The sequence below is a fragment of the Mesorhizobium sp. M1403 genome, assembly GCF_040317695.1.
Lineage (GTDB): Bacteria > Pseudomonadota > Alphaproteobacteria > Rhizobiales > Rhizobiaceae > Mesorhizobium.
In genome coordinates this window covers 30182-49135 of sequence record NZ_JAMYKY010000012.1, presented here as the reverse complement: position 1 = coordinate 49135, position 18954 = coordinate 30182, and the positions used below count along the sequence as shown (strand labels likewise).

20 protein-coding genes are annotated in these 18954 nt (G+C 64.3%); 10 read left to right on the top strand and 10 right to left on the bottom strand.

The window, feature by feature from the left end:
* Positions 1-215: 215 nt before the first annotated feature.
* Together NKH01_RS19660 and NKH01_RS19655 are read left to right on the top strand one after the other, a co-directional pair.
* Positions 216-476 (top strand): DUF1344 domain-containing protein, encoded by a 261-nt coding sequence (locus NKH01_RS19660; RefSeq protein ID WP_352846573.1) that lies wholly within the window; start codon positions 216-218, stop codon positions 474-476.
* A gap of 286 nt (positions 477-762) precedes the next feature.
* The gene (locus NKH01_RS19655; RefSeq protein ID WP_023679490.1) at positions 763-948 is read left to right on the top strand and encodes a DUF1059 domain-containing protein; all 186 of its coding nucleotides are present in this window, start codon (positions 763-765) and stop codon (positions 946-948) included.
* Positions 949-951: 3 nt separating this feature from the next.
* On the opposite strand, the gene NKH01_RS19650 is transcribed toward NKH01_RS19655, so the two are convergent.
* Genes NKH01_RS19650 through NKH01_RS19640 form a run of 3 tightly spaced genes read right to left on the bottom strand, consistent with a single transcriptional unit; the run spans position 952 to position 3492 of the window.
* Positions 952-2220: a CCA tRNA nucleotidyltransferase gene (locus tag NKH01_RS19650; protein ID WP_353021839.1), complete on the bottom strand. Its 1269-nt coding sequence runs from the start codon at positions 2218-2220 to the stop codon at positions 952-954.
* Positions 2217-2849, bottom strand: a complete 633-nt coding sequence (locus NKH01_RS19645; protein ID WP_352496081.1) for a CoA pyrophosphatase — start codon at positions 2847-2849, stop codon at positions 2217-2219. Before NKH01_RS19645 ends, NKH01_RS19650 begins: the two co-directional genes overlap by 4 nt.
* A gap of 13 nt (positions 2850-2862) precedes the next feature.
* The gene (locus NKH01_RS19640) at positions 2863-3492 is read right to left on the bottom strand and encodes a DUF1285 domain-containing protein (RefSeq protein WP_353022024.1); all 630 of its coding nucleotides are present in this window, start codon (positions 3490-3492) and stop codon (positions 2863-2865) included.
* 145 nt (positions 3493-3637) lie between these two features.
* Here NKH01_RS19640 and NKH01_RS19635 point away from each other — a divergent pair, with 145 nt between their 5' ends.
* The 4 genes from NKH01_RS19635 to NKH01_RS19620 are packed head-to-tail and all read left to right on the top strand — an operon-like array spanning position 3638 to position 10466.
* Entirely contained in the window at positions 3638-4642 is a 1005-nt protein-coding gene (locus tag NKH01_RS19635) for an AAA family ATPase (RefSeq protein WP_353021836.1), read from the top strand.
* The gene (locus tag NKH01_RS19630; protein ID WP_352546818.1) at positions 4642-5556 is read left to right on the top strand and encodes a DUF58 domain-containing protein; all 915 of its coding nucleotides are present in this window, start codon (positions 4642-4644) and stop codon (positions 5554-5556) included. Before NKH01_RS19635 ends, NKH01_RS19630 begins: the two co-directional genes overlap by 1 nt.
* Positions 5553-8375 carry a DUF4159 domain-containing protein gene (locus tag NKH01_RS19625; RefSeq protein ID WP_352846566.1) on the top strand — a complete coding sequence of 941 codons (2823 nt, stop codon included), beginning with the start codon at positions 5553-5555 and terminating at the stop codon, positions 8373-8375. The genes NKH01_RS19630 and NKH01_RS19625 overlap by 4 nt, the downstream gene beginning before the upstream one ends.
* Positions 8376-8378: 3 nt before the next feature.
* Positions 8379-10466, top strand: coding sequence for a hypothetical protein (locus NKH01_RS19620; protein ID WP_353021832.1), 2088 nt, complete (start codon positions 8379-8381; stop codon positions 10464-10466).
* A 163-nt stretch (positions 10467-10629) separates the two neighbouring features.
* Here the strand turns inward: NKH01_RS19620 and clpS are convergent, their stop codons facing one another.
* The 3 genes from clpS to NKH01_RS19605 form a co-directional block, all read right to left on the bottom strand.
* Positions 10630-10935, bottom strand: coding sequence for an ATP-dependent Clp protease adapter ClpS (gene clpS / locus NKH01_RS19615; protein WP_023719223.1), 306 nt, complete (start codon positions 10933-10935; stop codon positions 10630-10632).
* Positions 10936-11105: 170 nt separating this feature from the next.
* Complete coding sequence (locus NKH01_RS19610) at positions 11106-11321, bottom strand: hypothetical protein (protein WP_023719224.1); 216 nt, start codon at positions 11319-11321, stop codon at positions 11106-11108.
* Positions 11322-11357: 36 nt separating this feature from the next.
* Positions 11358-11702 carry a hypothetical protein gene (locus NKH01_RS19605; protein WP_353021827.1) on the bottom strand — a complete coding sequence of 115 codons (345 nt, stop codon included), beginning with the start codon at positions 11700-11702 and terminating at the stop codon, positions 11358-11360.
* A gap of 236 nt (positions 11703-11938) precedes the next feature.
* On the opposite strand from NKH01_RS19605, the gene NKH01_RS19600 reads away from it, so the two are divergent.
* Both NKH01_RS19600 and NKH01_RS19595 read left to right on the top strand, forming a co-directional pair.
* Positions 11939-12655 carry a response regulator gene (locus NKH01_RS19600; protein WP_023719226.1) on the top strand — a complete coding sequence of 239 codons (717 nt, stop codon included), beginning with the start codon at positions 11939-11941 and terminating at the stop codon, positions 12653-12655.
* A complete protein-coding gene (locus NKH01_RS19595) occupies positions 12652-14061 on the top strand; it encodes an ATP-binding protein (RefSeq protein WP_353021824.1) in 1410 nt (469 codons plus the stop codon). The genes NKH01_RS19600 and NKH01_RS19595 overlap by 4 nt, the downstream gene beginning before the upstream one ends.
* Positions 14062-14297: 236 nt before the next feature.
* Here the strand turns inward: NKH01_RS19595 and choV are convergent, their stop codons facing one another.
* The 4 genes from choV to NKH01_RS19575 form a co-directional block, all read right to left on the bottom strand.
* Complete coding sequence (choV, locus tag NKH01_RS19590; RefSeq protein ID WP_353021821.1) at positions 14298-15479, bottom strand: choline ABC transporter ATP-binding protein; 1182 nt, start codon at positions 15477-15479, stop codon at positions 14298-14300.
* A complete protein-coding gene (gene choW, locus NKH01_RS19585; RefSeq protein WP_023719230.1) occupies positions 15476-16330 on the bottom strand; it encodes a choline ABC transporter permease subunit in 855 nt (284 codons plus the stop codon). The genes choV and choW overlap by 4 nt, the downstream gene beginning before the upstream one ends.
* A gap of 117 nt (positions 16331-16447) precedes the next feature.
* On the bottom strand, positions 16448-17383 hold the full coding sequence (locus tag NKH01_RS19580) for a choline ABC transporter substrate-binding protein (protein WP_353021818.1): 936 nt from the start codon (positions 17381-17383) through the stop codon (positions 16448-16450).
* 15 nt (positions 17384-17398) lie between these two features.
* A complete protein-coding gene (locus tag NKH01_RS19575; protein WP_353021815.1) occupies positions 17399-17527 on the bottom strand; it encodes a hypothetical protein in 129 nt (42 codons plus the stop codon).
* A gap of 93 nt (positions 17528-17620) precedes the next feature.
* Between NKH01_RS19575 and NKH01_RS19570 the strand changes: the two genes are divergently transcribed.
* Together NKH01_RS19570 and NKH01_RS19565 are read left to right on the top strand one after the other, a co-directional pair.
* A complete protein-coding gene (locus NKH01_RS19570) occupies positions 17621-18232 on the top strand; it encodes a thymidine kinase (RefSeq protein WP_023719232.1) in 612 nt (203 codons plus the stop codon).
* A gap of 120 nt (positions 18233-18352) precedes the next feature.
* The gene (locus NKH01_RS19565) at positions 18353-18742 is read left to right on the top strand and encodes a c-type cytochrome (RefSeq protein WP_353021811.1); all 390 of its coding nucleotides are present in this window, start codon (positions 18353-18355) and stop codon (positions 18740-18742) included.
* Positions 18743-18954 lie beyond the last annotated feature (212 nt).

The following is an 18954-nucleotide window of genomic DNA, read 5'->3' as shown; positions in this document are numbered from 1 at the left end:
CGAGAATTTGACGGCGAATGTGGCGCAACGCGCACCAGAAAATATCTTTTTCGTCTAATATTCTATTGAAAAGATTGGGCTATTTGTCGCGTCGGGCCGGGAAACGCCGGCGGTTCTTTACTCCCGAGCGCCGCGACCCGACGTGACCGGACGGCCCATGATTGAATGGGGCACCTTTCCCAAGCGGGTGCCCGCATTTTCCAGGAGAGCATGCCATGCGCAAGCTTATTATGACCGCAGCCGCTGCTGCCGTTCTCGCCTCTGGTACCGCCGCATTCGCCGCGGTCAAGCACACCACCGGCACGATCAAAAGCTTTGATGGAACGGCGATGAGCCTAGTTCTGGACAACGGAGCCACCTTTACGTTGCCCCAGACCTTCAAGGATCCTGGCCTGAAGGTCGGCGAAAAGGTCCGCGTCACGTGGGATATGAGCGGTAAGGACAAAATTGCCGAGGCAGTCAAGGTCGTGAAGTGATGGCCTGCCCGCTGGAGCAAGACAACGTCTTGCCTCGGAGGTAGCGTAGAGGGCGGAGCAGCGATGCTCCGCCTTTTCGCAAATCCGTACACTAGAACGCCGCTTGTCGGCTTGGACGCGCGGCGCTGTAAGGCAACCAAAACCGTTCGATCGTGTTATGCTTAGCTGGCCAGCGTATAACCCGAATGCCGGAACCCGGTTTCGAGATCATGCGCGAGATCAAAGGTCTGGAGCTGCCGTATCAGTGCGCTGCGCGGCGCTCCAAGGAGGAAATGAGGAGAAGCCGATGAAGGAATTCCATTGCGGGTCGCTCGTACCCGGCTGTGAGTGGCACACACGCGCCGAGGAGGAGGCAGAGGTCATGCGTCGTGCCGTCGAGCATCTGCGCGAGACGCATGGCGAGACGGTGATCCGCGAGACGATGATCGAGGCGATCCGCTCGCGCATCGAAAAGGTCCGCGACGCAGCGTGACGGTTAGGATTGGAGTGCCTCTGCGGCGCGCTTGAGCAGCGCGCCGCGATCAAGCGCAAAACCGGACTCGACCCATTCCTTTTCAAGATTCTTCAACGTTGCACCAAGCTTCGGCCCCGGTGAGGCGCCAAGTGTCGCCAGATCGGCGCCCTTGACCGGAAAAACAGGGCTTTGCCATTTTGCGGCGAAGGCAAGCAGGCGCGAGAAGCCGCCGGCTTCGAGCAGTGCGTCATTGTCTTCGACCGCGCGGGCTCGAGCGGAAGCGAGCGACAGCCGCAACCGATCGACAAAGCCTTGGCGGTCGCCAGAATAGAGCTTTTTCGCCAACTCTCCTTCGGTTGTTTTCGGATCGATGGCAGCTGTCATCGCCCAGTACCGCAGGCGGCTTGCCTCGCTCACGGAAAGCCTCAATCTCTCGGCAAGCGTTTTCATGCGCGCGGCATCCGGCGGCACGATGGCTTCCAGCCTGAGCAGCGGGTCCGGCGCCCAGGCCAGATCCTTCTCGGTCTTGGTCAGCCCGTGGATGGCATCAATGCCCCATTTCTCGCTTTCCGGCAAAACGCCGGTCAGAACGCCGGCCTGGCGCATCCACAGCAGCGCCCGCGACGGATCTGGCGCTGACAGCAATTTCTTCAACTCCCACCAGACGCGCTCGACCGAGAGCTGGTCGAGCCCCTGCTTCAGCCGGGCGCAAGCCTTCAACCCTTCGGCATCCGGCCTGCCGTCCCCATACCAGGCGAAAAAGCGGAAGAAACGCAGGATGCGCAGATAATCCTCGCGGATGCGCGCTTCCGGATCGCCGATGAAGCGCAGCCGCCGCGCTTCGATATCGGCGATACCGCCGACCAGATCGACGACAGTTCCGTCAGCTTCGGCGTAGAGTGCATTGATGGTGAAATCGCGCCGCTCCGCGTCGGCTTTCCAGTCGCGGCCGAACGACACTTTGGCGCGGCGGCCGTCGGTTTCGATATCGGCACGAAGCGTGGTGATTTCATAGGCCTTGCCGTGGGCGACCGCGGTGACGGTGCCATGCTCGATGCCGGTCGGCACCGTCTTGAAGCCTGCCGCCTCGGCGCGCCGGATGGTTTCCTCGGGCACTGTGGTGGTGGCGATGTCGATGTCGGCAACCGGCTGTCCGATAAGCGCATTGCGCACGGCACCGCCGGCGACACGCGCCTCCTCGCCACCGTCAGTCAGCGCGGCGAGCAAGCGCTGCAAGTGGCTTTCGCCGAGCCAGCCGGCCTTGCCCGCGATCGACACCGGATCGCTCACGAATAGAGCCTTTCATAAAGCGTTCGGATGATGCCCGCAGTAACGCCCCAGATGCGCTGGCCGCCATAGGGCATCTCGTAAAAGAACCATTCGAGGTCGTTCCACATGCGGCTGTCCCTGGTGTGGTTGGCGGGGTCCATCAGAAAGCCCAGCGGCACCTCGAAGACGGCATCGACTTCGTCGGAATTCAGCGTCAGGCTGAAACCGGGCCGCACAATCCCGAGCACCGGGGCGATGCGATAGCCGCTGCCGGAGACGTAGTCCGGCATGCGGCCGAGGATCTCGATATAATCCCCATCGAGACCGATCTCCTCGAACGTCTCGCGCAATGCCGCCGCTTCCGGGCTCACATCGGTTGGATCGATGGTTCCGCCGGGGAAAGCCACCTGCCCTGAATGGTTGCGCAGCTTTTCCGCCCGCCGGGTCAAAAGGACCGTGGCCTCGTGGCCATGGTCGACCACCGGGATCAGCACGGCGGCATCGCGCAGCGCCTTGGCCAGCTTCAGCCTGGGATGACCCGGATTGAAGCGGTGGTCGCCAAAATCGTCACCGGCATGCGCCTGCGGCTGCGCCACGACGCGCTGGCGAAACTCGGCGGCGGAAAATGGCACCGGCGTCACCTGATCCATCATAGGCGGTCCATCATGCGCTCAGCCGTTTCAGTTTCTCAGCCGGCATGATCGGATAGACCTCGCCTTTGGAACGGACGGCAAACATCGTCTTGCCGCCGATGTCGATCTCTTGGCCGTGCTCGACCAGCTCGTACATCACCGGCCGTGCCACCAGCGCCTCCAGCCGCCCGCGCACCAGCACATAGGGCTTCAGGCCACCTGTCTCGTCCTCGTCGACAAAGCGCAGCGGATGCTCCGCCCCAGCCTCGACCACATCGCCGACATTGGTGCGAAAGGTGATGATTTGCCCGTCGCCGGCGCCCGACACATCCATCTCGACGGCGATGAAGGGCGCGTCGGCGACGCGGATGCCGACCTTTTCCACCGGCGTCACCAGATAGGTCCTGCCATCGTCATCCTTGCGCAGCACCGAGGAGAAAAGCTGCACCAGCGGCATCCGGCCGATCGGCGTTCCCAGATAGAACCAGGTGCCGTCCTGCCTAATCTCCATGTCGAGATCGCCGCAAAATGCCGGATTCCAGCGTTCCACCGGCGCCGGCCCCTTGCCGGCGCGCGTCGCGCGCGAGACCAGCGCCTCTAGCCCGCGCGCCTCGGTCGCGGCCGTCAGGCTCTCTTCACGATGCACGGCGGCTTCTGTCATGGTCACGAAATAGTCACTGTTGTTCCGCTTGTCAGCCTACGTCTGTGATTTAAGTTCTTTGCAGGCGCCATGCGAGGCCGAATCGCGGCATGCTGCGGCACCCAAGGTGCCAAGCGGTATTTCCAACCAGAAGGATCGATGCTGCATGAGCGTTATGATCAAGGAAAGCCCGATCAGCGAAAAGGACATGGTGGCGCAGGCCGAGAAGGCGCTGGCTGACATTTCGAGGGTCCGCGACGGCGTCGGCCGGGTCATCTTCGGCCAGGAAAGCGTCGTCGAGCGCACGCTCGTCGCATTGCTGGCAGGCGGCCATGCACTGCTGGTCGGCGTGCCCGGCCTTGCCAAGACCAAGCTGGTCGAAACGCTGGGCATCGTGCTCGGCCTCGATTCGCGCCGCATCCAGTTCACGCCCGACCTGATGCCGTCAGACATTCTCGGCTCAGAGGTGATGGAGCAGGATGAATTCGGCAAGCGTTCGTTCCGCTTCATTTCCGGGCCGATCTTCGCGCAACTGCTGATGGCCGACGAGATCAACCGCGCCTCGCCGCGCACCCAGTCGGCGCTGCTGCAGTCGATGCAGGAATACCACGTCACCATTGCCGGCGTACGCCATGACCTGCCGGCTCCGTTCCATGTTCTCGCGACGCAGAACCCGCTGGAGCAGGAGGGCACCTATCCGCTGCCCGAGGCGCAGCTCGACCGCTTCCTGATGCAGGTCGACATCCTCTACCCCGAGATCGAGGCGGAGCGCCGCATCCTGCTGGAAACCACCGGCATCGAGGATGCCAAGGCTGAAAACGTGCTGCAGCCGGCGCGGCTGAAGGACATCCAGACGCTCATCCGCCGCGTGCCGGTGCCTGAAAGCGTCGTCGAGGCGATCCTCAAGCTGGTGCGCTCGGCGCGTCCCGGCCAGGGCAACGCCGATACCGACAAGCACGTCGCCTGGGGCCCGGGCCCGCGCGCCAGTCAGGCGCTGACGCTGTGCGCCCGCGCCCGCGCCCTCTATGACGGCCGGCTGGCGCCGTCGGTCGACGATGTCCGCGCACTGGCCGAGCCGGTGCTGCAGCACCGCATGGCGCTGACCTTCGCCGCCCGCGCCGAGGGCACCACGGTACGCGACGTCGTGGCGAAGCTCGCGAAAGGGATTTGATGGCGCGCATCGGTGAAGCGCAGGCACCGACAGCGACGCGCGATGCGCTCGCCAGAGGCCGGTTGCGGGCTTCCCTGGTGCCGGACCTGCTGGTCGAGGCGCGCCGCATCGTCAACACGGTGATTGCCGGCTGGCATGGCCGTCGCAAGCGCGGCATCGGCGAGAATTTCTGGCAGTTCCGGCCCTATGTCGAAGGCGATTCCTCGCGCATCGACTGGCGCCGCTCGGCGCGCGACGACCACACCTATGTCCGCGACCGCGAATGGGAGGCCGCCCATACGGTGTGGCTGTGGGCCGATCCCTCGCCTTCCATGCTCTACAAATCGACCGGAGCCAGCGTTTCCAAGGAGTCGCGCGCTCTGGTGCTGGCGCTGGCCATGGCCGAGCTTTTGTCGCGCAGCGGCGAGCGCATTGCCTGGCCGGGCCTGACCGACCCGTTCACCGCCCGCAATGGCGCCGAGCGCATCGCGGCGCAACTGATGCACGCCGCCGACCTGCCGGCAAAGCCCGACCTGTCCGGCATCCGCCGCTTCTGCGACATCGTCATCGTCAGCGATTTCCTCGACCCGGTTGAGGACACCATAGCCTGGCTGGACGTGCTCGCCCGCCACGGCGTGCGCGCCCATCTGATCGAGGTCGCCGATCCGGCCGAGGAAAGCTTCCCCTATGCGGGGCGCACCGAATTCACCGATCCTGAGACCGGCGACAAGCTGACCGCCGGCCGCGCCGAAATGCTGGGCGAAGAATATCGCCTGCTTTATGCCGCCCGCCGCCAGGAACTGGCCGCGTGGTGCAAACGGCTTGGCTGGAGCTTTACCGTCAATCATACCGACCGCCTTGCCTCCGAGGCGCTGGTGCGCATCCACATGGCGATGACCGCCGAGGGCGCCTTTGCCGGGAGGGCTCGCGCATGAGTTGGCTGCCGCTCTCCTTCGGGGCGCCGATGGTGCTGTGGGGCCTGCTGGCGCTGCCGGTGATCTGGTGGCTTCTGCGGCTGACCCCGCCCAGGCCGCAAACCGAGGTGTTTCCGCCGCTCAGGATTCTCGCCCGCGTGCTGAGGCGCGAAGAAACGCCGCAGCAGAGCCCGTGGTGGCTGACGTTGCTCAGGCTGCTGATGGCCGCGCTTATCGTGGCAGCACTTGCCGAGCCCGTCTTCAACCCGCGCGAAAAGCTGCCGGCCGAGGGCGCTGCCCTGGCGCTGGTGATCGACAATGACTGGGCAAGTGCCGCCGACTGGGGTAAGCGCGTCGCCACCGCCGAGCGGCTGATCGCCGATGCCAATTCGAACGGTGTGCCGGTGCTCATCGCTTTCACCGCCGAGAAGCCGAATGCCGAGATCGGTCCCTTCGATGCCGCTGCCGCGCTCAACCGGCTGCGCGCGGCAAAGCCGCGCCCGATCCCGACCGACCGCCCCGCCGTCTATGCCCGCGTCGCATCAGCCCTGGAGTCGCTGCCGGGCACCAGCGTTGCCGTGCTCGCCGATGGCCTGGCGGCGCAAGGCGACGAAGCCGCCTTCAACACGCTGTTGTCGAAGAACGCGGCACGCGTCGTCTGGGCCGTCTCCGACCGGCTGTCGCTGACCGGCCTGACCGGCGCCGATAACCAGGTCGACGGCTTCGCCCTGACCGCCATCCGCGCACCGGGCGATCCGGCACCTGCACAGGTGACGGCCGGCGCCTTCGACGACAAGGGCCGCCGCATCGCCGACGCGACGCTGACCTTTGCCCCGGGCGTAACCACCGCCACCGCCACGATGGCGGTGCCGTTCGAACTCCGCAACGACTTCGCCTACATCGCGCTCGATGGCGAACGCCAGGCCGGTGCCGTCCGCGTGCTCGATGAGAGCTCGAAACGCCGCCGCGTCGGGCTGCTGTCGCAGGCCGAGGCCGACCAGGCCCAACCGCTGCTGTCGCCGCTCTACTACATCCGCCGCGCCCTGCAGCCCTTCGCCGATCTCGTCGAGCCGTCCAGCGTCGATCTCGCCGATGCCATCCCGCAACTGCTCGATCAGAAACCGGCGATGATCGTCATGGCTGATGTCGGCACCATTCCGGAACAGGCCCGGGAAAGGCTGGTCGACTGGGTCGACAAGGGCGGCACGCTGGTGCGTTTTGCCGGTTCGCGGCTCGCCGCTGCCGGCAATGACGACGACCTGCTGCCGGTCCGGCTCCGCACAGGCGAGCGCTCGCTTGGCGGCGCGCTGTCATGGACGGCGCCGCAGCCGGTCACCGAATTCCCGAAAACCGGCCCCTTCGCCGACCTCGCGCCGCCCACCGAGGTCACCGTCACCAGGCAGGTGCTGGCCGAACCGACGCCCGACATCGTCGAGCGCACCTGGGCCACCCTTGCCGACGGTACGCCGCTGGTGACCGGGATGAAGAAGGACAAGGGCACCCTCGTGCTGTTCCACGTCACCCCCGAGGCGACGTGGTCCAACCTGCCGATCTCCGGCAGCTTCGTCGAGATGCTGCGGCGCATCGTGCAACTGTCGCGCAACCAGGGCGCGGCTGTCGCCAATGCCGAGGCCGCCGCCACGTCGCTGGCACCCTATCGCATGATCGCCGCCGACGGCACGCTGGTGCCGCCGACGCCGGACGCCAGGCCGCTGGTGCCCGGCGCCGGCCCGCTGCCGGTGACGCTGGAAAACCCGCCCGGCCTCTACGGCTCCGAGACGGGGGTATTCGCTCACAATCTGCTCGGTGGCGACAGCGCATTCACGCCCCTGGCCCGGCCTGAGATCACCGTGCCGGTCACCACCGTCCAGTATGCCTTCGACGAGCAGCGCAACCTCAAAGGTCCGCTGGTCACGGCGGCCTTGGTGCTGATGGTGCTCGACACGCTTGCCGTATTCTGGATGGGCGGCCTGTTGTCGCGCCGGCCGCGCCGTCCCGGCGCTGCGGCGACGGCAGCCATCCTGCTGATTGCGCTCGGCGCCTTGATTGGCCACGCGGACGTCGCGCGTGCCGACGACGCCAAACCGGGAGATACGGAGGCGATCGGGGACATTTCAAAGACCCGGATCGCCTATGTGCTGACCGGCGAGCCGGGTGTCGACTCGATCAGCCGCGCCGGGCTCGAAGGCCTGACCCGCTTTCTCATCGAAAAAACCGCGCTCGAACCCGGAGCACCGGCCGGCGTCGACATCTCGAAGGACGAACTGTCCTTCTACCCGCTGATCTACTGGCCGATCGATCCCGCCGCCCCGATGCCGAGCGAGGCCGCCATCGCACGTATCGACGCCTATATGCAGCAGGGCGGAACGGTCTTGTTCGACACCCGCGACCAGTTCGCCAACGGCATTGGTGCGGATTCGACCAGCCCCGCAACGGAGCGGCTGCGCGACATCCTCGGCAACCTCAACGTGCCACCGCTGGAACCGGTGCCTTCGGACCACGTGCTGACCAAATCCTTCTACATCCTTCCAGAGTTTCCCGGCCGCTTTGCCGGCAGCCCGCTTTGGGTCGAGGCATCGCTCGAAGCCAGCAACACCGAGAACCGCCCGGTGCGCACCGGCGACGGCGTTTCCCCGATCATGATCACCGCCAATGATTTCGCCGGCGCCTGGGCGGTCGACGAGAATGGCGACCCGCTATTGCCGACCGTGCCGTCGGATCCGATGCAGCGCATCTATGCGCTGCGCGCCGGCGTCAACATCATGATGTACATGCTGACCGGCAACTACAAATCCGACCAGGTGCACGTCCCGGTGCTGCTCGAACGGCTGGGGCAATAGACCATGAATTGGTCGCTCGCCTTCGAACCGCTCATCACTTGGCCGCTGCTCGCCGTGGTTCTGTTGCCGCTGCTGCTGCTGGCGCTGGTCGGCCTTTGGTTTCGCCAGCGCGGCGCGATCTTCCGCCTGGCAGCCCTGATTGCGCTGGCTGCGGCGTTGCTCAATCCGGTATTCCTCGACGAAGAGCGCGAGCCGCTGAAAAGTATCGTCGCCGTCGTCGTCGATCGCAGCCAGAGCCAGGATATAGGCGACCGCACCAAGCAGACCGACGCGGCCTTGGCCGGGCTTCAGCAGCGTCTCGGCCGCTTCAAGCAGTTCGACGTCCGTGTCGTCGAAGCCGGCAAGTCCGAAGCCGCCGACGAGCGCACCGAGACGCGGTTGTTTTCCTCGCTCGAAAACGCTTTCCGAGACGTGCCGCCATCGCGCATTGGCGGCGCCATCATGATCACCGACGGCGAGGTGCATGACGCGCCGCCCGGCGCACCCGACTTCAATGCCCCGCTGCATGCGCTGATTACCGGCAACGACCACGAGAAGGACCGCCGCATCCGCTTCGAGAATGCGCCGCGCTTCGGGCTGGTCGGCAAGCCGCTCGACATGACCTATCGCGTCATCGCCACCAACAACGAAACCGGCCCGGTCGATGTCCGCGTATCGGTCAACGGCGAGCAGGTATCGGTCGAGCACGCCAACATCGGCCAGGCGATGCCGCTGCAGGTGACCATTCCCAGCGCCGGGCGCAACATCGTCGAACTCGCCATCGACCACGAACCGGGCGAGCTCACCGATACCAACAACCGCGCCATCGCGCTGATCGACGGCATCCGCGAAAATCTGCGCGTGCTGCTCGTTTCCGGCGAACCGCATGCCGGCGAGCGCACCTGGCGCAATTTGCTGAAATCCGACGCTTCGGTCGACCTCGTGCACTTCACCATCCTGCGCCCACCGGAAAAGCAGGACGGCACGCCGATCAACGAGTTGTCGCTGATCGCCTTCCCGACACGCGAGCTGTTCGTCGAGAAGATCAAGGATTTCGACCTGATCATCTTCGACCGCTATCAGCATCGCGACGTGCTGCCGATCCTCTATTACGACTACATTTCCGAATATGTCGAAAAAGGCGGCGCACTGCTGATCGCGGCAGGCCCCGAATATGCCGGCGAAAGCTCGATTGCACGCACGCCGCTGATGTCAGCGCTGCCGGCAATGCCGAGCGGCGAGGTCATCGACAAGGCCTTCTATCCGCGCCTCACCGATACCGGCCAGCGTCATCCGGTAACGCGCGGGCTCGATGGCTCCGCGACCGAGCCGCCGCACTGGAGCCGCTGGTTCCGCACCATTGGCGTCGAGAATCCCGAGGGCGAGGTGGTGATGAAGGGCGCCGACAACCGGCCGCTGCTGCTGCTCGACCGCAAGGGCGAAGGCCGCGTCGGCATGCTTTTGTCCGATCAGGGCTGGCTATGGGCGCGCGGCTTCGAGGGCGGCGGCCCGCATGTCCAGCTCTACCGACGCATCGCCCACTGGCTGATGAAGGAGCCCGAACTCGAGGAGGAGCGGCTGACCGCCGACGGCCGCGGCATGGTGCTTGAAATTCGCCGCCAGACGATGAGCGACGACCCCGGCCCGGCGCAGGTCATCACGCCGTCCGGCAAGGCACTGATCGTCAGGCTCGAGAAATCCGAGCCAGGCGTCTTCCTCGGCAGCGTCGAGACCAGCGAAATCGGTCTCTATCAGGTCGGCAATGGCGACCTGACGGCATTGGCCCATGTCGGGCCTGTCAACGCGCCGGAATTCACCGACGTCGTCTCCACCGAGAACCGGCTGAAACCGCCGGCTGAGGCAACCGGCGGCAGCGTTCGCCGGCTGGCGCCGGCCTCGGCGATTGGCAATCTCACCAGCACTGTCACGCTGCCCTCCATCGTCCCGGTTCGTGCCTCGGGCGCTGCCTCCGGCAACGACTGGATCGGCCTGCGCACCACCGACGACAGCGTGCTCAAGGCCGTCTCGCGCGTGCCGCTGTTCGGCGGCTTCCTCGGCCTCGGCCTGCTGCTTCTGGCGATGGGCTCGATGTGGTACCGCGAAGGACGGTAGTTCCCTTCTCCCCGTCTTATACGGGGAGAAGGTGCCGGCAGGCGGATGAGGGGCGGCGCCGGCGCCGTGAAACTTTCTTCAGACATTGCGCTGCCCCTCACCTGCTCCGCCCGGCAAGCCGGGGCTTCGATTCCCTCTCTCGTAAACGGGCGAGGGAGGAGCTCTATTCCTCCGGCTCCGTCGTGAACATCAGCGGGTAGCCCTTGGCCTTGCCGGCATCGGTTGCCCGCGCCGCCTTGGTCTCGGCGACATCCCTGGTGAAGACCGCAACGACGCAGACGCCGCGCCGGTGCGCGGTAATCATAACCCTATGTGCCTGGTCTTCACTGAGCTTGAACTCGGCCTTCAGCACCGTCACGACGAATTCGCGCGGCGTGAAGTCGTCATTGACCAGGATGACCTTGTAGAGCTTCGGCCGTTCGACCTTCGGCTTCGTGCTGGTACGGGGTTTTGTCGTGATTTCAGGCATTGGACCGGCAATTGCGTACGACAGCTTTGCGGTCATTTTGACATGGGCAAAAGCGGTCGTCCATTCAACCGCGCGCGATCGGCCGTAGTGTCTGCACGCCAACAAAGATGACCGCTCCAGGCAAATCGCAACTGGAGCGGTCTTCTCATACGGCAGAAGATGTCGCTTGATCAGGCCTTCGGAGCTGCCTTGACCGCGTGCTTCTTGTGCTTCTTGACGGTCTTCTTGGCAGCGACCTTCTTCACGGCCTTGGCCGGCGCAGCGGTCGTCGTTGTCGTCGCAGCCGGGGTGGTGGTCGCGGCATTGGCGCTGCTGGCGCCGAGAACCGGCATCGAGAGGGCCAGCGCGATGGCGAGACCGAGGGCGGAGAGGAGGGACTTTTTCATGGCTTCACTTCCTTTTTGTGCAGATCGGATTGAGTGTCACTGAAGGGGATCGATCGGTGTCACTCCAAGCAGCTTCAAAGCGTTCGCGAGCATCCGGATTCCCTGTGCCTGTTTCTTGTTGGCGCAGAACCGGTTTCCCTTTCTTTGAAGTGCTTTCGCCGCGGTGACCTGCGTTGCCGCGGCATGGGTTTCGAGGGCTTCGTCAAACTGGCGGTTCAGATCGATGCAACGCTCGCTGCGGGTGGTCGCCACCTTTGCATCGGCCGCCTTTGAATTGGCCGCCTTTGCATCGGCCAGCTTTGCATCGGCATGTTCGACCGCAGCCGTGACGAGCGAAATGGAAAGCAACGCACCCATCAGACTGATCGAGAACCTTTGCATTGGTCTGTCCGTAATCCCGTAACGCGTGTCGCAGCCGATGACCCGACCGCCACGGCACCACTTATGCCTTTGATTTTTTTCGGCAGTTTTTCCGGATTGTAGAATTTTGTTTCTGGATTGTTTCTGGGCGGCCGGATCAAGCCGCCGATCTCCACTGGCCAACTTATGGCCTGAATTCTATCGTCTGGCTGACGGCCGAAGCACCGCTTGGGCGATCCACAAATGACAGGTTTCCTGTGAAATCCGACCCCCACATACTGATCGTCGACGACGACAAGGGCATTCGCGACCTGCTTCAGGAATTTTTCCAGAAGCGAGGGCTGCATACATCGGTCGCCGCCGACGGCACCGAGATGGAGACCGTGCTGCGCCGCGCCCAGGTCGACCTGATCGTTCTGGACGTCATGCTGCCCGGCAAGAGCGGCCTGGAGCTCTGCCGCGAGTTGCGCGCCAATTATTCGACACCGATCATCATGCTGACCGCGGTCACCGAGACCACCGACCGCGTCGTCGGCCTGGAGATGGGCGCCGACGACTACGTGCCGAAACCCTTCGATCCGCGCGAGCTGCTCGCACGCATTCGTGCCGTCTTGAGGCGTAATGGCACCGCCGAACCACGACGTGCCGCTTCGCGGCAGATCTACCATTTCGCCGGCTGGACGATGGACTGTTCGCGCCGCCGGTTGATGGCGCCCGGCGACGTCAGGATCGAGCTGACGATGGCCGAATTCAATCTGCTGCAGACCTTCGTCAAGAGCGCGCAGCGCGTACTGAGCCGCGAGCAGCTCATCGAGCTGTCCGGCGGCGACAGCGGCTACAGCTTCGACCGCAGCGTCGACATTCTGGTCAGCCGGCTGCGGCGCAAGATGGAGGACGACCCGAAAACGCCGAAGCTGATCCTGACGGTGCGCAGCGGCGGCTATCAGTTCCTGCCTGAGACGACCTCCGAATGAGACGCATGCTACCGCAAACGCTGCCGGCCTGGGTGCTGCTCATCGTCATCGCCGGCCTGCTGATCAGCCAGATCGCGACCCTCTACATCGTTTCGCGCGACCGTGCCGCCGCCAATGACGTCGTCGATCTCTACCGGCTCAACGACCGCGCCTTCTCGCTGGTACAGCTGATGCATGATGCCACGCCGGAACAGCGCAAGGCGACGGCCTCCGGCTTGTTCAACGCCACTTACGCGCTCACCGTCTCCGGCACGCCCGCTGTTACTTCGTCGATAGCCGGCGACGACGAGCTGGCCGAATTGGAGGACATATTGGTCGGCCGGCTATCGAAGTTCGGCATCACCGACGCGCGGGTCCGCCGTGACCCGGCAACGCACGAAGCCGACGCTCCCGGTGGGACGGTCGCCGGTCCCGATATTGGCCAGGTCGAGCGCGACCTGCTGGTGCTGGCCGCCGATTTCGCCCAGAGCGACAAGCTGACCGCTTCGCTTCGCTTTGCCGACGGCCAATGGCTGAACTTCACCGAACCGAACACGCCGGCTGGGCCGATACTGAGCTTCGATAGCCTGCCACTCTATGCCTTGATCGCCGGGCTGGTGGTGGCTTCCTCGATCTGGTCGCTGCGCCGGCTGACGGCGCCCTACCGGATGATGGAGACCGCGGTGAAGCGGATCGGCGAGGACCTGAAGAGCCCGCCGATCGCCGAGAGCGGCAGCCGCGAGGTGCGTACCGCGGCGAAGGCGGTCAATGCCATGCAGGCAAGGCTGCGCGCCTATGTCGAGGACCGCGAGCACCTCGCTGCGGCGCTCGCGCACGACCTGCGCACGCCACTGACCAGGATGCGGCTGCGCCTCGAACTGCTCAGGAATTCGACCATTCGCGCCGCACTGGCGCACGACCTCGCCGACATCGAAGGCATTGCCAGCTCGGTCATCGACTTCGCCACTTTCGAGGTGACCGAGGAGAAGAGCGAGAGGATCGATTTCTGGTCGCTCGTCGAATCGGTCGCCGACGGCTACAAAGAGGTCTCGTTCGACAATGACGATGCGCGCTCGCGCGGCCTGATCTGCATAGCGCGGCCGGTCGCGCTGCGGCGCTGCGTCACCAACCTCGTCCAGAATGCGGTGACGTACGGCAAGAAGGCGCATCTCAGCCTGCGCCAATCGGACAGGACCATCACGCTGGCGATCCGCGACGAGGGGCCGGGCATACCGCAGGCCGAGCTCGACGCCGTGTTCGGCTCGTTCGTGCGCCTGGAACAGTCGCGCAACCGCCAGACCGGCGGCCTCGGCCTCGGCCTGACCATAGCCCGCAATATCGCCCGCGGCGCCGGCGGCGACGTCAGCCTGTCCAACCATCCCGATGGCGGCCTGTTGACGGAGCTGCGCCTGCCGCTGGCGGTTTAGCTTGCGGTATCGGGCTAAGCTGGCGTTCCTTCGCGCCCCCCCTCTGTCCTGCCGGACATCTCCCCCACAGGTGGGGAAATTGGCTGTCGTCGCCGATTTCGCCAACTACAAACGTTGGAGTGTGAGAGCCGTCTGCGAAACCGCCGATCTCCCCCCAAGGGGGAGATGTCCGGCAGGACAGAGGGGGGCGCGACAGAACTCGGCGTTGGTCTTGGTTCTCTCCCCAAGGAGAAAAACTACCTTCGAAGCACCGCGCTCAGCACATCCCTGACGCCGATGGCACCGACGAAGCGCGACTGATCGTCGAACAGCGCCACCGGTGCAGTCTGCGAGCGATGCATGGCCAGCATCACCGTCTTCAGCGAGGTGCCGGGATTGGCCCAGAACACCTGCGCCGTCTCTTCCGGCTGGGCTTCGACATCGGCGCAGGACACCCATACCGCCGGCTTGCCGTCGCGCTCGGCCGCCGCCACCAGCCCATGCTCGTCGATCTTGAAGCGCGTCGTCTTGCGCCGGTCGAGCCACACCCAGCCGTTCTCGCCGTGCTCGAGGTCGCGGCGGTCGCGCATGACGTTCCAGGCGGTCAGCACCGAGAGCGGGTTCACATTGGCGATGAAGTCGCGGACATAGTCGTTGGCGGGCCGCAGCACGATGTCTTCCGGCGCACCGGTCTGCACGATGCGCCCGCCCTCCATGATGGTGATGTGGGTGCCGATCTTCAGCGCCTCCTCGAGGTCGTGGCTGACGAAAATGATGGTCTTCTTCAGCTCGGCCTGAAGCTGCAACAACTCGTCCTGCAGCTTGGTCCGGATCAGCGGGTCGAGTGCCGAGAACGGCTCGTCCATCAGTAGGATCGGCGCCTCGGTGGCAAAGGCGCGCGCCAGGCCGACGCGCTGCTGCATGCCGCCGGAAAGCTCATGCGCGTATTTCTTCGACCACTGGTCGAGATGAACCAGCTTCAGCTGTTTGCTCACCCGCTCCTTGCGCTCGGCTTCCGGTACGCCGGCGAGCTCGAGGCCAAGGCCGACATTCTCCTCGACGGTGCGCCACGGCAGCAAGCCGAACTGCTGAAACACCATCGCCACCTGCTTTTGCCGCAACCGCCGAAGCGTCGCCTCGTCGCAGGTGACGACGTCGACCGTACCATCGCCGCCCTTGACCAGCACCTGGCCGCGCGAGACGACGTTCAGCCGGTTGACGGCCCTGAGCAGCGTCGACTTGCCAGAGCCGGACAGGCCCATCAGCACCGAAATCTCACCCTCGTGCACGGTGAGGCTGGCACCGGCACAGCCCAGCACGTTGCCGGTCTGTTCGAGGATCTCGGCACGGGTGGCGCCGCTGTCGATCAGCGCCAGCGAACCGGCCTGGTCGGCGCCAAAGACGATGTCGACATCCCTGAAATCGACGGCGACGGTCATTTCTTGCCTCCCACGCCGATGCGCGTCATTCGATCAAGCACGATGGCGAGCACGACGATGGCCAGACCTGCCTCAAGCCCGAGGTCGATCCGGCGCGACCCGAGCGCCCGGTTGATCTCTGTGCCGAGGCCGCCGGCGCCGATCAGGGCGGCGAACACCACCATCGACAGCGACAGCATGATCGATTGGGTCAGCCCAGCCATGATGGTCGGCAGTGCCGAAGGCAGCTCGACCTTCCACAGCAGCTGGCGCTTGGTGGCGCCGAACGCTTCGCCCGCCTCGACGATCGATTTCGGCACCGAGGTGACACCGAGATGGGTGAGCCGGACCGAGGTCGGGATGACGAAGATGATGGTGACGATCAGGCCGGGCGCGTTGCCGAGGCCGAACAGGGTCAGCACCGGGATCAGGTAGACGAAGGTCGGCAGCGTCTGCATCAGGTCGAGCACCGGCAGCATGACGCGATAGATCTTCGGCTTGTGCGCGGCCCAGATGCCGAGCGGCACGCCGATAGCCATCGAGACGGCGGCGGCGGCAACGACCAGCACCAGCGTCTCCACCGTCTGCTTCCACAGGTTCTGGTTGAGGATGAACAGCAACCCGATGAACACCGCCAGGGCCAGGCCTTTCGAACGCTGCAGGAAATAGGCGAGCAAAGCGATCAGGGCGATCAGCAGAACCGGCGGCAGCAACAGCAACCCGTCGACGATGCCATCGAGCAGGAAGTTGAGGCTGTTGGAGAAAGCCCTGAAGACGGTGTCGAAATTGTCGGTGAGAAAGCCGAAAAACGCCTTCCCCCACGCGCCAATGGGGATCTTGTAGCTGACCAGGAATTTGGAGATCGGATCCATCTAGCCCCTCTTCTGCCGGCGCCGTCCTTTGCCGGACGGTCATCTTGTCACAGGATATGAAAAAGGGCAGCCATTTCTACCGTGGCTGCCCCTCGTCTTGTCGTGCAAGCGGTCAGGTCAGCTTCCGAGCGCTGTTTTCACCGCTGCCGCCGCGTCGCCGCCGTCGAAGGTGGTGACGCCGGCGATCCAGGGAGCAACCGCGTCCGGGTGCTTCTTCAGCCAGTCGGTCGCGACCGTATTGGCGTCGCCACCCTTCAGGATCGCGTCCATCATCTCGCCTTCCATGTCCAGGTTGAACTTCAGGTTGGTGATGAACTTGCCGGCATTCGGGCACTCGGTCGTATAGCCCTTGCGCACGATCGTATGCACGGTGGCGGCGCCGAAGCCAGTGTCGCCCATGCCGTCGAGATAGGTGATCTTCATGGCGCCCATCACCGGATGCGGCGTCCAGCCGAGGAAAGCGATCCATTCATTGTTTTTGATCGACTGCTCGGCCTGGGTGAGCATGCCGGCTTCGGAGGATTCGACCAGCTCGAAGCCTTCGAGATTGTCGGCCGGGTTCTTGATCATGTCGAGGATGATGCGGTTGCCGTCATTGCCGGCCTCGATGCCGTAGATCTTGCCGTCGAACTTGTCCTTGAACTTGCCGAGATCTGTCAGCGTTTTGACGCCGGCGTCGGCGACATAGGTCGGCACGACGATGCCGTAGCCGGCACCGCTCAAATTCTCGCTCACGGTCTCGATCGAGCCTTCTGCGGTGTAGTCCTTGATGTCGTTGGTCATCGACGGCATCCAGTTGCCGAGGAAGACATCGAGGTCCTTGTTCTTCAGCGACGCCATCGTCACCGGCACCGAAAGCTGGATTACCTGCGGCTCGTAGCCGAGCGCGGTGAGCAGCACCGAGGCTATGCCGGTTGTCGCCTGGATGTCGGTCCAGCCGACATCGGACATGCGCACCGTCTTGCAGCTTTCCGGATCGCCGGCGAACGCCGCAGTCGTGGTTAGAAAAGCCGCCAGGCCGAGACCGGCGACGAATGAATTCATGCGCGACATCAAAATTCTCCCATTTCAGTTCTCGGTGAAGCGAAGTGGCGGTTTCATCTCCACCTTTGTTCCGTCAGCCAAACACCATTCTGCTGCGGTTTCAAGCACTAAGGCAACCACGATCAACGGCGCAGGCTGGTCGATCAACGACACGCCCGCCGCTTTCCGGATGGAAGTCGTCTTTTCCCGGTGGAATGTAGGCGCTCCCCCTCCCCGCTTTGTTGCAACTCGGCTTAAAAGGACGGCATGGCCAAGCTGTACTTCCACTATGCGACGATGAATGCCGGCAAGACGACGATGTTGTTGCAGGCCTCGTATAATTACCGCGAGCGCGGCATGACGACGATGCTGTTCATCGCCGGCCACTATCGCAAGGGCGATACCGGGCTGATCTCGTCGCGTATCGGCCTGGAGACGGAAGCCGAGATGTTCCGCGACGGCGACGACCTATTCGCCCGGGTCGCCGAGCATCATGACCACGCCACGGTCCATTGTGTCTTTATCGATGAGGCGCAGTTCCTCGAAGAGGAGCAGGTCTGGCAACTCGCCCGCATCGCCGACCGGCTGAACATCCCGGTCATGTGCTACGGCCTGCGCACCGATTTCCAAGGCAAGCTGTTTTCCGGCTCGCGCGCCCTGCTGGCGATCGCCGACGACCTGCGCGAGGTGCGCACCATCTGCCGCTGCGGCCGCAAGGCGACGATGGTGGTGCGCCTCGGCGCCGACGGCAAGGTGGCCAAACAGGGCGAACAGGTGGCGATCGGCAAGGACGTCTATGTCTCGCTCTGCCGCCGCCATTGGGAAGAGGAAATGGGCCGCGCCGCCCCAGACGATTTCATCGGCTTCACCAAAGCCTAAACCAGCGCTATTGCTTTCATCCGACCTCCCGGCTGACATTCGTTCCGCAATCGCGCCATTGCAGCCTTTGTTGAGCGTGCCGCCTATTTTGATCCACTGCCAGAGCCGTCGGGAGTTCCCATGCTTCGAGTAATTTCGTCTGCAACTGCTTTCCTCATCGCCGACGTTGTTGCCGCGCATGCCGACGGCGATGCTGCTCTCGGCAAAAAGGTCTTCAACAGATGCATGGTCTGTCACGAGGCAACGAGCGACCGCGACAAGGTCGGCCCGCATCTGCTGGGTGTCGTCGGCCGCACCGCCGGCACCGCGGACAGTTATCTCAGCCGTTACTCGCAGGCGATGAAGGATGCCGGCGCCGCCGGTTTGGTCTGGGACCAAGCAAACCTTGCCGAATACCTGCGCGCACCCCGGCAGAAGGTCCCCGGCAACAAAATGGCCTTCTCCGGCCTGACCAGCGACGATGACATCGCCAACGTCATCGCCTACCTCAAAGCCGATCCCAAGCCCTGAGCGTCGCTCCCGCGCAAAAGTCCAGCCGAGGCCGAAGCGGTGCCTGACCGGCCGGCAGTTACAGCGTAATCATGGCTTGATTATCCTGCAGTCGCCTCCTGAAATTCTTTGTTTTCCTGTAATCCCATGTCTTCCGTCTTTCATTCGCCAAACCCGGCACATATATTCGCGGCGGTTTGCGAAACGAAACCGATGCCGAAGCGGGAGGCCCC

Excerpts from the sequence above, each read along its gene's own strand:
- NKH01_RS19630 (WP_352546818.1), top strand. The coding sequence starts at position 4,642 with ATGGCGCGCATCGGTGAAGCGCAGGCACCGACAGCGACGCGCGATGCG.
- NKH01_RS19610 (WP_023719224.1), bottom strand. The coding sequence starts at position 11,321 with ATGAAAAAGTCCCTCCTCTCCGCCCTCGGTCTCGCCATCGCGCTGGCC.
- choW (WP_023719230.1), bottom strand. The coding sequence starts at position 16,330 with ATGGATCCGATCTCCAAATTCCTGGTCAGCTACAAGATCCCCATTGGC.
- NKH01_RS19640 (WP_353022024.1), bottom strand. The coding sequence starts at position 3,492 with ATGACAGAAGCCGCCGTGCATCGTGAAGAGAGCCTGACGGCCGCGACC.
- NKH01_RS19595 (WP_353021824.1), top strand. The coding sequence starts at position 12,652 with ATGAGACGCATGCTACCGCAAACGCTGCCGGCCTGGGTGCTGCTCATC.
- NKH01_RS19660 (WP_352846573.1), top strand. The coding sequence starts at position 216 with ATGCGCAAGCTTATTATGACCGCAGCCGCTGCTGCCGTTCTCGCCTCT.
- NKH01_RS19655 (WP_023679490.1), top strand. The coding sequence starts at position 763 with ATGAAGGAATTCCATTGCGGGTCGCTCGTACCCGGCTGTGAGTGGCAC.
- NKH01_RS19580 (WP_353021818.1), bottom strand. The coding sequence starts at position 17,383 with ATGTCGCGCATGAATTCATTCGTCGCCGGTCTCGGCCTGGCGGCTTTT.
- choV (WP_353021821.1), bottom strand. The coding sequence starts at position 15,479 with ATGACCGTCGCCGTCGATTTCAGGGATGTCGACATCGTCTTTGGCGCC.
- NKH01_RS19625 (WP_352846566.1), top strand. The coding sequence starts at position 5,553 with ATGAGTTGGCTGCCGCTCTCCTTCGGGGCGCCGATGGTGCTGTGGGGC.
- NKH01_RS19605 (WP_353021827.1), bottom strand. The coding sequence starts at position 11,702 with ATGCAAAGGTTCTCGATCAGTCTGATGGGTGCGTTGCTTTCCATTTCG.
- NKH01_RS19645 (WP_352496081.1), bottom strand. The coding sequence starts at position 2,849 with ATGGATCAGGTGACGCCGGTGCCATTTTCCGCCGCCGAGTTTCGCCAG.
- NKH01_RS19635 (WP_353021836.1), top strand. The coding sequence starts at position 3,638 with ATGAGCGTTATGATCAAGGAAAGCCCGATCAGCGAAAAGGACATGGTG.
- clpS (WP_023719223.1), bottom strand. The coding sequence starts at position 10,935 with ATGCCTGAAATCACGACAAAACCCCGTACCAGCACGAAGCCGAAGGTC.
- NKH01_RS19570 (WP_023719232.1), top strand. The coding sequence starts at position 17,621 with ATGGCCAAGCTGTACTTCCACTATGCGACGATGAATGCCGGCAAGACG.
- NKH01_RS19565 (WP_353021811.1), top strand. The coding sequence starts at position 18,353 with ATGCTTCGAGTAATTTCGTCTGCAACTGCTTTCCTCATCGCCGACGTT.
- NKH01_RS19620 (WP_353021832.1), top strand. The coding sequence starts at position 8,379 with ATGAATTGGTCGCTCGCCTTCGAACCGCTCATCACTTGGCCGCTGCTC.